The 13,241-nt window shown below is 72.0% G+C and carries 7 protein-coding genes; all 7 read right to left on the bottom strand.

All coding sequences use genetic code 11. The features are described 5' to 3' along the window. Positions 1 to 569, bottom strand: a 569-nt coding sequence (locus P3T37_RS02380) for a carboxyl transferase domain-containing protein (RefSeq protein ID WP_280721673.1), incomplete at its 3' end; no start/stop codon positions are given. A gap of 24 nt (positions 570 to 593) precedes the next feature. Continuing rightward, positions 594 to 1,298: a 4'-phosphopantetheinyl transferase superfamily protein gene (locus P3T37_RS02375; protein ID WP_280721672.1), complete on the bottom strand. Its 705-nt coding sequence runs from the start codon at positions 1,296 to 1,298 to the stop codon at positions 594 to 596. Positions 1,299 to 1,307: 9 nt separating this feature from the next. Next, positions 1,308 to 2,075: an alpha/beta fold hydrolase gene (locus P3T37_RS02370; protein WP_280721671.1), complete on the bottom strand. Its 768-nt coding sequence runs from the start codon at positions 2,073 to 2,075 to the stop codon at positions 1,308 to 1,310. A gap of 88 nt (positions 2,076 to 2,163) precedes the next feature. Next, complete coding sequence (locus P3T37_RS02365; RefSeq protein ID WP_280721670.1) at positions 2,164 to 2,526, bottom strand: nuclear transport factor 2 family protein; 363 nt, start codon at positions 2,524 to 2,526, stop codon at positions 2,164 to 2,166. Between the two features lie 71 nt (positions 2,527 to 2,597). Next, positions 2,598 to 3,842, bottom strand: coding sequence for a cytochrome P450 (locus P3T37_RS02360; protein WP_280721669.1), 1,245 nt, complete (start codon positions 3,840 to 3,842; stop codon positions 2,598 to 2,600). 50 nt (positions 3,843 to 3,892) lie between these two features. Then, entirely contained in the window at positions 3,893 to 7,720 is a 3,828-nt protein-coding gene (locus P3T37_RS02355) for an alpha/beta fold hydrolase (RefSeq protein ID WP_280721668.1), read from the bottom strand. Between the two features lie 37 nt (positions 7,721 to 7,757). Beyond that, entirely contained in the window at positions 7,758 to 13,226 is a 5,469-nt protein-coding gene (locus P3T37_RS02350) for a type I polyketide synthase (RefSeq protein ID WP_280721667.1), read from the bottom strand. Positions 13,227 to 13,241 lie beyond the last annotated feature (15 nt).

Genomic DNA, 13,241 nt, shown 5'->3' with positions numbered 1-13,241 from the left:
AGCGCGGGGCTGTAGGCGGCGCCGCCGGCGCACGGGCCCAGCATCACCGAGATCTGCGGGATCACGCCCGAGGCGCGGGTGTTGCGCTGGAAGATGCCGCCGTAGCCGGCCAGCGCCGTGACACCCTCCTGGATCCGGGCGCCGGCACCGTCGTTCAGCGACACCAGCGGCGCACCCGCGGCGATCGCCATATCCATGATCTTGTGGATCTTCTGCGCATGAGCCTCACCCAACGCGCCGCCGAAGATCCGGAAGTCGTGCGCGTAGGTGAACACCGTCCGGCCGTTCACCGTGCCCCACCCGACGATCACACCATCGGTGTGCGGCTTCTTCGCCTCCAGCCCGAAACCCGTCGCCCGGTGCCGACGCAGCGGCTCCACCTCGTGGAACGACCCCGCATCCAGCAGCAGATCGATCCGCTCACGCGCCGTCAACTTCCCCTTGGCGTGCTGCGCCTCGGTCGCCTTCTCGCTCGGGCCGCGCCGCACCTGCTCACGCAGCTCGTGCAACTCGGCGACCCGGCCACGAGTATCGGCCGACCCGTCAGCGATCCCATCGGGAACGGACATCTCTCAGGTACTCCTCGTCGTTCGTTATCGGTAGTGCGGTACTGCGGTGGTACGGGCGCAGTCCAGGTGGTGGGCCGGCAGCGCGATCGCGGTGATCACCAGCCCGCGCCCGGTCGTCCAGCGGCCCCGCAGGGCGGTCAGCCGGGCGCCGGCCACCGTCGGTCCCGGCACCAGCAGGCGTGCGTGGAAAGTGCCGGCATCCGGGTCCACGGTGACCACCGCGTCCTCGAACTCCAACGAGCGGCCGGTGAGCGGATACCAGACCTTGTAGACGCTCTCCTTGGCGCTGAACACCAGCCGGTCCCAGCTGACTTCCGGACGGTCCGCGGCCAGCCGGGCGAGCCACTGACGCTCCTGTTCCACGGTCACCAGCTCGAGCGCGCCCCGGCTGGCGATCGGCTGGTTGGGTTCCGCGTCGATGCCGATCACGGTCAGCCGGTCGGCCCGGGCCAGCGCGGCCGCCCGGTAGCCGGCGCAGTGCGTCATACTGCCGACGACGCCCTGCGGCCAGGTCGGCGCGCCGCGCCGACCCGGCAGGATCGGCGCGGGCTCGACCCCGAGCCGGGCCAGCGCCGTGCGGGCGCAGCCGCGCACCGTCGCGAACTCCCGCCGGCGCTGCTCGACCGCATCGGCCACCAGGGCCATCTCCTGCTCGTAGAGCACGGAGTCCGGCAGATCGTCGTAGGCTTCCTCGGCCGCGACGTCCGCCGGAAGCAGTTCCTCGATCACGGTCCCTCGTCACCCCGCCACGGGCAGCACGCCGATGCGCGCGCGGATCGCCGCGAGCACCGACGCCTGCTCGCGGGCGAGATAGAAGTGACCGCCGGGCAGCACGCTGAGCTCGAACTCTCCGGCCGCGTGCTGCTCCCACTCCCGCACCCCGTCGACGTCCACCCGCGGGTCGCTGTCGCCGACCAGTGCGAGCACCGGGCACTCCAGGGCGGGCGAGGCCTGGTAGCGGTAGGTCTCCACCGCCTGGTAGTCGCCGCGGATCGCGGGCAGGATCATCCGCAGGATCTCGTCGTCACCGAGCAGCCCGGAGTCGGTGCCGCTCAGCGCCTTCAACTCCGCCACCAGGCCGTCGTCCGACCGCTGGTGGACGTTGTCCGCGCGCTGCAGATGCGGGGCCCGGCGCCCGGAGACGATCAGCGCGGCGAGGCGGACGCCGCGCGCCCGGAGCCGCCCGGCCACCTCGAAGGCCACCAGCGAGCCCATGCTGTGTCCGAACAGCGCCAGCGGACGGTCGTCGGACACGGCGACCAGCCGCTCGAGCACCTGGTCGGCGAGGAGGCCGATGTCTGTCACGATCGGCTCGGCGCGGCGGTCCTGCCGGCCGGGGTACTGGACGGCCAACACGTCGACGTCCGGCGACAGTTCGCGGGAGACCGGGAAGAAGAAGCTGGCCGAGCCGCCGGCGTGCGGGAAGCAGAGCAGGCGCACGGCGGCGTCCGGGGCGGGGTGGTAGCTCCGGATCCATGGATCGTCGGCGAACAGTGCTGCGGTCATGGTGTTCTGACGGCCTTTCAATTGAGCTGAGCTGACTGGTGGTTCGAGCGGGCGGCCCGCTCCGCAGAGCGGGCCGCCCGCCCGGCCGCTACGCCTTGCGGAACACGTCCTTCACGGCGATCAGGCCGTCCTGGATGGTGAAGAGGTCCACGGCGCGGTCCAGGACCTTCCCCTCCGGGGAGAGCACGGAGAACTCCAGGACGACGCGGTCCTGGACCTCCAGCAACTCGCCGTACTCCAGCGTGATTCCCTTCGCCTCGTACTCCTTGCGGAGGCCGATGATCTTCTCCAGGAAGGCCGGGATCTCGGCCTTGGTGTAGGTGGTGCCGGGCTCGGCGCCCTCCGCCATGATCCAGCGGGCGTCCGGTGCGAAGCAGTCCGCCGCCGCCTGGATGTCGTCGCGCAGGCCGGCCTCGAAGAACCGGTTCACCACGTCCTTGCCAACGCCCATGTCAGTACTCCTCTTTCGGTGTTCAGTGTTCGGTGTTCGGTGATGTGACTGTGTGAGGGGTGGTTGTTCGCTCAGGTCAGGCGGACCGGGAGTGTCTCCAGCCCGCGGAACTGCGCCGTGTAGCGCCACCTGAGAGCAGCCGGCTCGGCGGCCAACTCCCAGTCCGGGAAGCGCTCCAGCAGCTTCCGGAAGACGATCTCGCCCTCCAGGCGGGCGAGCGGGGCACCCAGGCAGTGGTGGACCCCGTGCCCGAAGGACAGGTGCGCGTTGGACGTCCGGGTCACGTCCAGCCGGTTCGGATCGGCGAACCTCGCGGGATCCCGGTTCGCCGACATCAGCGCGACGAAGACGATCTCGTTCTCCGGGATGGTGACCTCGCCCACCTGCACCGGGCTGGTGGTGAACCGGATCGTGGACAGGTTCAGCGGGCTCTCGTACCGCAGGAACTCCTCGACCGCGCCGGGCAGCAGCGACAGATCCGAGCGGAGCAGCGCCAGCTGCTCCGGGTGCTGGAGCAGCGCGAGCACGCCGCTGCTGATCATGTTCGCCGTCGTCTCGTAACCGGCGTTCATCACCAGGAAGATGGTCGACATCAGCTCGGTGTCGGTCAGCCGCACCCCGTCGTCGTCCGCCTCGATGAGCGCGGAGACCATGTCCTCACCGGGGTTCGCCCGCTTCTCCTGGATCAACTGCCCAAGATAGCCGAACGCCTGGCCGATCGCCCGCTGCTTCTCCTCGGCGGAGATGTCCACGCTCGCCAGCGCGCCGCTCCAGGCCTTGAAGTCGCCGAACCGCTCGGCGGGCACCCCGAGCAGGTTGCCGATCACGTAGATCGGCAGGGCCAGCGCGATCTCCTCGACCAGGTCGAACTCCTCACCTGGAGTGATGACTTGGTCGAGCAGCTCATCGGTGGTCTGCTCGATCCACTCGCGCATCCGCTCCACCCGGCGCATGGTGAACGCCTTGCCGATCAGCTTGCGCAGCCGGGTGTGCTCCGGCGGGTCGCTGAACAGCATGCTGCGCGGGTGCTCGGGTGCCGAGGTGTTCGGGTCCACGGCCCGGGCGTTCACGATCGCCGGCAGGTTCACCGCGTCCTTCGACAGGCGCGGATCGGTCAGCAGGGCACGGCCGTTGTCGTAGTCGGTCACCACCCAGGCGTTCAACTCCGTGGCCAGCGTCTTGACCACGTGCCGGCGGACGGTCCCCGCGTCGCGCAGGTCCTGATAGGTCGCGTACGGGTCCTGGACGAACCGCCAGCTGAGCAGGTCGACGCCGCCTGCGGTGAGCGTCGCGACGGTCGGTGGTGCAGTGGACAAGGGAAGGTCCTCTTCGTCAGTGGGTTTGCGTGGGGAAGGACTCGGGGCGCTCATCCGAGGTCGGCCAGCCAGACATCCACGGCCTTGGCAGTGGTGTCGGCGAACTCCTCGATCACGCTGAGATGGCTGCCAGCCGTGACCACCTCGGTGTGCGGGAGCGGCCAGCCGGTACGGGCGGCGTCGGCCCCCTGGTCACGGGGGGCGAGGAGGTCGCCGGCACGCACCAGCAGGGTGGGGGTCGCCGTCACCTCCGGCGTCCAGTCCTCGAAGAGCTCCAGGTACCGGCCCATCGCCAGCAGCTTGGTGTCGTCCACCATCCCGACCAGCTCGGGCCGGACCGCCAACTCCCGGAACAGCGAGGTCTGGAGCTCGGCGGTCTCGCGATCCCCCGGCAGGTAGGTGTCGAGCAGCACCACCCCGGCCGCCGGCCGGCCGTCCGCCGCCAACGCGCCGGCGACCGCATGAGCAAGCCAACCGCCGGAGGAGTAGCCGAGCAGCACGAACGGCCGCGAGCCCACCGTGCGGCGGACCGCATCCGCCTGCCACCGGACCGCCTCGTCCAGCGTGTCGGGCAGGCTCTCGCCGTCCCCATAACCTGGCAAGTGGTGTGCCACCGCCGCCTGTTCACCGGGCAGCGCGGCGGCGAACCGGGCGAACTGGAGCGGGCTGGCCGGCGCCACGAAGGACGGCAGGCAGACCAGCAGCGGACCGGATCCCTCGGCAGCGGAGAACCTGACGGGCACGTCAGCCGCCCTGCGCGCGGGGGTCGTGGCCCCGGCGCGCAGACGGGAGGCGGCGGCGAGGAAGCGGATGCCCTCCGGTGCCCGCCCGGCGACGCACGCCTGCTGGAACAGCTGGACGAAGGCGTCCGACCGACCGGGAGTGGGGGTAGGAGTAGGGGTAGGGGTTGAGGGCAGCGGGAGAGCGTTGGCCAGGCGGTCCGCGAGAGCCGACACGCTCGGGTGGTCGAAGACATCGGCGGCGCTCAGCCGAAGCCCGGTCGCCGCCAGCAGCCGGTCCCGGAGCTCGACGGCCGTGATGGAGTTGAGTCCCAGCTCGGTGAAGCTCTGCTCGAGCTCGACCGTGTCCTCCCCCGTGTGGCCGAGAACCGCCGAGACCTTGGTCGCGACCAGCGTCCGAAACGCTGCGAGCCGTTCGGCGCCGGTGAGCTCCGCGAGGGCGGGCCCGGTGGACTGCTCCACGGGGTGCTCGTCAGCGTGCTCGTCAGGCCGGGCACTCACGGTACGGCGAGAGCTGCTGTCATGCACCTCGGGCCAGAAGCGGCGGTGCTGGAAGGCGTAGGTGGGCAGGTCGACGTGCTGGGCGCCGGAGTTGGCGTAGTAGGCCTGCCAGTCAACGGGGGTGCCGGTCACGTGGAGGCGGGCGAGCGCGGTGACGAGCTGCTGCGCCTCCGGGCGGCCCTTGCGCAGGGCGGGGACGGCCGGGAGCTCGGTGATGTCGCCGGCCATCGCGGACAGGACGGCGTCCGGGCCCAGTTCGAGGAGCGAGTCGATGCCGCGGGCCTCGATGGTGCGGACGGCGTCGGCGAAGCGGACCGGGCGCCGGACGTGCTCGACCCAGTAGTCGACGGACTGGAGCTCCTGTGCGGAGGCGAGTTCACCGGTGACCGTCGAGACGATCGGGAACTGCGGTGCGTGGAAGGTGAGTTCGGAGACGACCTGGCGGAAGTCGGCGAGCATCGGGTCCATCAGCGGTGAGTGGAACGCGTGACTCACCGACAGCTGCTTGAACTTCACCCCCAGCTCGACAGCGGCCTTCAGGACGTCGACCTCAACACCCGCCAGGACGACGGACGCCGGCCCGTTGACGGCGGCGATGGCGACCGTGTCCGAGAGCATCGGAAGGACCGTCTCCTCGGAGGCGGCGACCGCGACCATCGCGCCACCGGCCGGCAGCGCCTGCATCAGGCGTCCGCGTGCCGACACCAGCGTGCACGCATCCGTGAGAGAGAGGATGCCGGCGATGTGCGCGGCGGCGATCTCGCCGATCGAGTGACCTGCCAGGACGTCGGGCTTGATGCCCCAGGACTCGACCAGGCGGAACAGGGCCACCTCCAGTGCGAAGAGGGCAGGCTGCGTGTTCCCGGTCTCGTCCAGGCCCGTGCCGGAGAGGATCACCTCGCGCAGCGACGGGTCCAGGTGACCGAGCACCTCGTCGAGAGCGGCGGCGAAGGCGGGGAAGGCCTCGTACAACTCCCGTCCCATGCCCGCACGCTGAGCGCCCTGACCGGTGAACATCACCGCCACCCGACCAGAGCCGGCCGCGATACCCTCCACCGTCTCGTCGCCCAGCAGCACGGCCCGGTGTTCGAACACCGAACGCCCCACCGCCAGCGACCAGCCGACGTCAACCGGCCGCAGCTCCGAAACCGCAGACCGCAACCGCTCGACCTGCCCCTGAAGCGCACCCGAAGTCCGACCCGACACCACCCACGGCGTCACCACCGGAGCAACACCTTCAGCAACCGCCGAGAGCACCGGCGCCTGCTCCAGCACCACATGCGCATTCGTCCCGCTGATCCCGAACGCGGAGACCGCAGCCCGCCGCGGACGACCCGTCTCCGGCCACGGCCGAGCCTCCGTCAGCAGCTGCACCGCACCTGCCGACCAGTCCACCTCGGTCGTGGGTTCGTCCGCGTGCAGCGTGCTCGGCAGGACACCGTGCCGCATCGCCTCGACCATCTTGATGACGCCCGCGACGCCGGCAGCCGCCTGGGTGTGGCCGATGTTCGACTTCACCGAGCCCAGCCACAGCGGACCGCTCTCACCGCGCTCCCTGCCATAGGTGGCGAGCAGCGCGTCGGCCTCGATCGGGTCACCCAGCGGCGTGCCGGTGCCGTGCGCCTCGACCGCGTCCACGTCGGCGGCCGAGAGCCGGGCGCTGGCCAGCGCGTCGCGGATGACGCGCTGCTGCGCGGGGCCGTTGGGGGCGGTGAGACCGTTGGACGCGCCGTCCTGGTTGACGGCGGTGCCGCGGACCACCGCGAGCACCTGGTGCCCGTTGCGGCGCGCGTCGGAGAGCCGCTCGACCAGCAGCATCCCGACGCCCTCGCCCCAGCCGACGCCGTCCGCGTCCGCCGAGAAGGCCTTGCACCGGCTGTCCGGTGCCAGGCCGCGCTGGCGGCTGAACTCGATGTAGCCCGAGGGCGTCGACATCACCGTCACGCCGGCCGCGAGTGCCAGCGAGCAGTCACCCGCCCGCAGTGCCTGCACGGCGAGGTGCAGGGCCACCAGCGACGAGGAGCAGGCCGTGTCCAGCGTGACCGCCGGGCCGGTGAGGCCCAGCGTGTAGGAGATCCGGCCGGACGCGACGCTCGCCGCGTTGCCCGTGATCAGCAGCCCCTCGACCTCCTTCGGCGGGTCGGTGAGGAGCAGCGGGTAGTCCTGGCCGTTGCCGCCGACGAAGACGCCGGTCCGGCTGCCGCGCAGCGACAGCGGGTCGATGCCGGCCCGCTCGAAGGTCTCCCAGGCGGTCTCCAGCAGCAGCCGCTGCTGGGGGTCCATCGCCAGCGCCTCACGCGGCGAGATCCTGAAGAACGCGGCGTCGAACCGGTCGGCCTCGTACAGGAAGCCGCCCTCGCGAGCGTACGTCGTACCGGACTTGGCCGGATCGGGGTGGTACAGGTCCGCCGGCCAGCCGCGGTCGTCCGGGAACGGGCCGACCGCGTCGACGCCCTCGGACACCAGGCGCCACAGGTCATCCGGCGATCCGACCCCGCCCGGGAAGCGGCACGCCATGCCGACGATCGCGATCGGCTCCAGGGTGGCGGCGACCAGCTGCTGGTTCTGCTGCTTCAGGCGCTCCACCTCCTTGAGGGAGGACCGCAGAGCGGCGACAAACTGTTCGTTCGTAGTCATCGAGAACTCTTTCCGGCAGTCGTCTCGGCGATTGCCATCACTCGTCCGAGGCGGTGGCCGCCATCAGCAGCAGGCTTTCGGCGTCCATGTCGTCGATCGCGTCGAGGGCGTTGCCCGCGGCGCTCGCAGCGGCAGCGGCACTCCGCCCGGCACCGCCCGCGATCTGCGCATCCGGGTCGGCGAGCTGGAGCAGCACGTCCAGCAGCCCCGCCCGGCGCACCCGCTCCAGCGGGATCTCGGCCAGCAGCGCGCGCAACTCGCGCTCCTGCGGGTCCACGGCCGTCTCGGCCGCCGCGCCGAGCTGCGGGAGCAGTTCCGCGCGGAGGAACTCCGCGACCGCGGCGGGGGTCGGGTGGTCGAAGACCAGGGCGGCGGGCAGGCGCAGGCCGGTCGCGGCGTTCAGCCGGTTCCGCAGGTCGATCGAGGTCAGCGAGTCGAAGCCGATCTCCTTGAACGCCCGGTCCTGCGCCACGCTCTCGACGCCCGCGTGTCCGAGGACCCGCGCGACCTGCGCCCGGACCAGCTCGGTGAGCTCGTGCAGCTGCTCGTCGGCGGTCAGGCCGGCCAGTCGCGCGGGCAGCGCGTCCGTGCCGCCCGTGCCGCCTGCGGCGGCCCGTCGCCCGGCCGAGGGCACCAGGGCCCGCAGCATCGAGGGCAGTACTTCGGGCTGCTCGGCGAGCACCGCGGTGTCGAACGGCGCAGGCGCGAGCACGGCGCGGTCCGGGTGGGCGACGGCCGCGTCGAACAGCGCCAGGCCCTGCTCGGGCGCCAGCGGGATGATGCCGGTGCGGCGCAGTCGGGCCACGTCGGCGTCGGTCAGCTCGCCCGCCATGCCGCCCCCGCCCCACGCGCCCCAGGCGAGCGAGAGCGCCGGGAGCCCGGCCGCGCGGCGCTGCCCGGCAAGTGCGTCGAGGAAGGTGTTGGCCGCCGCGTAGTTGCCCTGGCCGGCACCGCCGAGCAGGCCGGAGATCGAGGAGTACAGGACGAAGGCGGACAGGTCCAGGTCGGCGGTGAGCTCGTGCAGGTGCCAGGCGGCGTCGACCTTGGGCCGCAGTACGCGGTCCAGCTGCTCGGCGCTGAGGCTGTGCACCACGCCGTCGTCGAGCACACCGGCGGTGTGGACGACGGCGGTCAGCGGCTGCTCGGCCGGGATCGCGGCCAGCAGCCCGGCCAGCGCCGCACGGTCGGCCGCATCGCACGCGGCGAAGGTGACGTGCGCGCCCAGGGCGGTCAGCTCGGCGTCCAACTCCTCGGCACCCGGCGCCGCAGCACCGCGGCGACTGGTCAGCAGCAGGTGGCCGACACCGTGCTCGGTGACCAGGTGACGGGCCAGCAGGGCGCCGAGCACACCGGTCGCGCCGGTGACCAGCACCGTGCCCTCGGGGCCGAACCGACCCGCGGGCAGCTCGACCGACGACGACGCCGCCGCCCGGACCAGCCGCGGGACCAGCAGGGTGCCGGCGCGCAGGGCCAGCTGCGGCTCGTCGGTGGCGAGCACGGACGCGAGGGTGGCGGCGAGGGTGGTAGTGAGCGTGGCAGCGTGCTTCAACTCACCACCGTCCAGGTCCAACAGGACGATCCGGCCCGGGTTCTCGCTCTGCGCCGAGCGCAGCAGGCCCCAGACCGCCGCGGACGCCAGGTCGCGCGGCCCGGAGGCCGGGGCGTCGGCGACGGCGCTCTCGGTCACCACGACCAGCTTCGTCGCGGCGGACCGCTCGTCGGCCAGCCAGGTCTGGAGCAGGTCCAGGGCGTGCCGGGTCGCGGCCCGGACGGCGTCGGGGAACGCCGCGGACGAGGTGGACGAGGTGGACGAGTCGGTCGCGGGGGTCGACAGGGCGGCCACCACGAACGGCGGGAGGTCACCCGACTGCCCGAGCAGCTCGGTGAGTTCCTGGGCCGACCGGACGACGGGGGTGCCCGCGAGTGCGGCCGCCTCGGCCGGCTGCGGGGCCGCCGGAACGGGCAGCCAGTCCAGCTGGAGGAGACCCTCCAGCGACCGCGAGCCCGCAGCGCGCAGCTCGCCCGCCTGCACGGGCCGCCAGGTCAGCGACTCGACGCCGGCCACCAGCACGCCCTGGCCGTCCGCGAGGTACGCGCTCATCGCGCCGTCGGCAGTCGGGGTGAAGCGGGCCCGCAGCACGGACGCACCTGCTGCCTGGATGCTCACCCCGGACCAGGAGAGCGTGACGGCGGCGGCGTCCGCGTCCGTGTCGGTGGTCCCGGTGAGCAGGACGGTCTGCAGGGCGGCGTCCAGGAGGGCCGGGTGGAGGGTGAACTGGTCGGCCTCGGTGTGCAGTTCGTCCGGCAGGGCGACCTCGGCGAACAGCTCGCCGTCGCGCTGCCAGACCGCACGCAGGCCCTGGAACGCCGGGCCGTAGGCGTAGCCCTGCGCTGCGAGGCGCTCGTAGGCGGCCGTCACGTCGACCACGGTCGCGCCGGTCGGCGGCCAGACGGTGAGGTCGGCGGCCGGGGCCGGCTCGGCGGTGGCCAGGACGGCAGTGGCATGGCGCACCCACGGCTGGTCCTCGCCCTCCGGGCGGGAGTGCACGGTGAGTTCGCGCCGGCCGCTCTCGTCCGGACCGCTCACGGTCAGCTGGAGCTGGACCGCACCGAGCTCGGAGAGGACGAGCGGGGCGGCGAGGGTCAGTTCCTCGACGGTGTTGCAGCCCACGCGGTCACCGGCCTGGGTGACCAGCTCGACGAAGGCCGTGCCGGGCAGCAGCACGGTGTCCAGGATGGCGTGGTCGGCGAGCCAGGAGTGAGTGGGGAGGGAAAGCCGTCCGGTGAGGACCAGGCCCTCGCCGTCGGCGAGTTCGACCGCAGCGCCGAGCAGCGGGTGCCCGGCGGAGGACAGACCCGCCGAGGACACGTCGCCAGCTCCGGCCTCCGTCACCAGCCAGTAGTTCTCGTGCTGGAAGGCGTAGGTGGGGAGGTCGACGTGCTGGGCGCCGGAGTTGGCGTAGTAGGCCTGCCAGTCGACCGGGGTACCGGTCACGTGCAGGCGGGCGAGGGCGGTGACCAGCTGGTGTGCCTCCGGGCGGCCCTTGCGCAGGGCGGGGATGGCGGGGAGCTCGGTGACCTCGGCGGCCATCGCGGACAGGACGGCGTCCGGGCCCAGTTCGAGGAGCGAGTCGATGCCGCGGGCCTCGATGGTGCGCACCGCGTCAGCGAAGCGGACCGGGCGGCGGACATGCTCGACCCAGTAGTCGACGGACTGGAGCTCCTGCGCGGAGGCGAGTTCACCGGTCACTGTCGAGATGATCGGGAACTGCGGTACGTGGAAGGTCAGTTCGGAGACGACCTGGCGGAAGTCGGCCAGCATCGGGTCCATCAAAGGCGAGTGGAACGCGTGGCTCACCGACAGCTGCTTGAACTTCACCCCCAGCTCGGCGGCAACCTTCAGGACATAGTCCTCAACACCCGCCAGGACGACGGAGGTTGGTCCGTTCACGGCCGCGATGGCGACCTTGTCCGACAGCAGCGGAAGGACTGTCTCCTCCGACGCCTGGACCGCGACCATCGCGCCACCGGCGGGCAGGGCCTGCATCAGGCGTCCGCGTGCCGACACCAGCGTGCACGCGTCCGTGAGGGAGAGGACGCCGGCGATGTGCGCGGCGGCGATCTCACCGATCGAGTGGCCGGCCAGGACCTCGGGCTTGATGCCCCAGGACTGGACCAGGCGGAAGAGTGCCACCTCAAGTGCGAAGAGGGCTGGCTGCGTGTTCGCCGTCTCGTCCAGGCCCGCGCCGGAGAGGATCACCTCGCGCAGCGACGGGTCCAGGTGACCGAGCACCTCGTCGAGGGCAGCGGCGAAGGCGGGGAAGGCCTCGTACAACTCCCGTCCCATGCCCGCACGCTGAGCGCCCTGACCGGTGAACATCACCGCCACCCGGCCAGAGCCTGCGACGCCCTCGACCGTCTCGTCGCCCAGCAGCACGGCCCGGTGCTCGAACACCGAACGCCCCACCGCCAGCGACCAACCCACATCAACCGGCCGCAGCCCCACAACCGCAGACCGCAACCGCTCAACCTGCCCCTGAAGCGCACCCGCAGTCCGACCCGACACCACCCACGGCGTCACCACCGGAGCAACACCTTCAGCAACCGCCGAGACCACCGGCGCCTGCTCCAGCACCACATGCGCATTCGTCCCGCTCACGCCGAACGACGACACCGCCGCCCGCCGGGGCCGCCCGGTCTCCGGCCACGGCCGGGCCTCCGTCAGCAGCTCGACCGCGCCAGCCGACCAGTCCACCTCCGGCGAGGGCTCGCCGGCGTGCAGGGTCATCGGTGCGACGCCGTGCCGCATCGCCATGATCATCTTGATCACGCCACCGACGCCTGCGGCGGCCTGGGTGTGGCCGATGTTGGACTTCAACGAGCCCAGCCACAGCGGCTCCTGGCCGTCCCGCTGGCGCCCGTAGGTGGCGAGCAGGGCGTCGGCCTCGATCGGGTCACCCAGCCGAGTGCCCGTCCCGTGCGCCTCCAGCACGTCGACCTCGGCCGGCCGCAGCCGCGCGTTGGCCAGCGCCTGGCGGATCACCCGCTGCTGCGCGGGACCGTTGGGGGCGGTCAGGCCGTTGGATGCGCCGTCCTGGTTGACCGCCGAACCACGCAGCACGGCAAGGATGTTGTGGCCGTTGCGCTGCGCGTCGGAGAGCCGCTCGACGAGCAGCATGCCGACGCCCTCACCCCAGCCGACGCCGTCCGCGTCCGCCGAGAAGGACTTGCAGCGGCCGTCCGCCGACAGTCCGCGCTGCCGGCTGAACTCCACGAACGTGCTCGGGGTGTGCATGACCGCGACACCGCCCGCCAGTGCCATCGAGCACTCGCCCGCGCGCACCGCCTGGGCCGCCAGGTGGAGTGCCACCAGCGACGAGGAGCACGCCGTGTCCAGCGTCACCGTCGGACCGGTCAGGCCGAAGGAGTAGGCGAGCCGGCCGGAGATGACGCTGCCGGCGTTGCCCGTCATCAGGATGCCTTCCAGCTCCTGCGGGATCTGGCGGACCGGCGGGGCGTAGTCGTAGTACATGACGCCCGCGAAGACGCCGACGTCCTGGCCGCGCATCGCAGCGGGGTCGATGCCGGCCTGCTCGAAGGTCTCCCAGGTGGTCTCCAGCAGCAGGCGCTGCTGCGGGTCCATGCCCAGTGCCTCGCGCGGCGAGATCCCGAAGAAGGCGGGGTCGAACCGGTCGGCGTCGTGCAGGAAGCCGCCCTCGCGGGTGTAGCTCTTGCCGATGCGCTCGGGGTCGGCGTCGTAGAGGTCCTGGTCCCAGCCGCGGTTGGTGGGGAAGCCGGAGATCGCGTCGGTCCCCTCCATGACCAGCTGCCACAGCTCCTCCGGGGAGCCGACGCCGCCCGGGTAGCGGCAGGCCATGCCGACGATCGCGATGGGCTCGGCGTCCCGGGACTCCAGCTCCTGGACCCGCTGCCGGGCCCGCCTGAGGTCGGCGGTGACCCGCTTGAGGTAGTCGACTACCTTGTCCTGCTGGCTTTCCTGCGTCATGTCACTTTCCTCTGC

This window comes from Kitasatospora sp. MAA4 (assembly GCF_029893355.1).
GTDB lineage: Bacteria > Actinomycetota > Actinomycetes > Streptomycetales > Streptomycetaceae > Kitasatospora.
The sequence above is the reverse complement of the archived record's forward strand: the minus strand, read 5'-3'. Positions and strand labels throughout refer to the sequence as shown.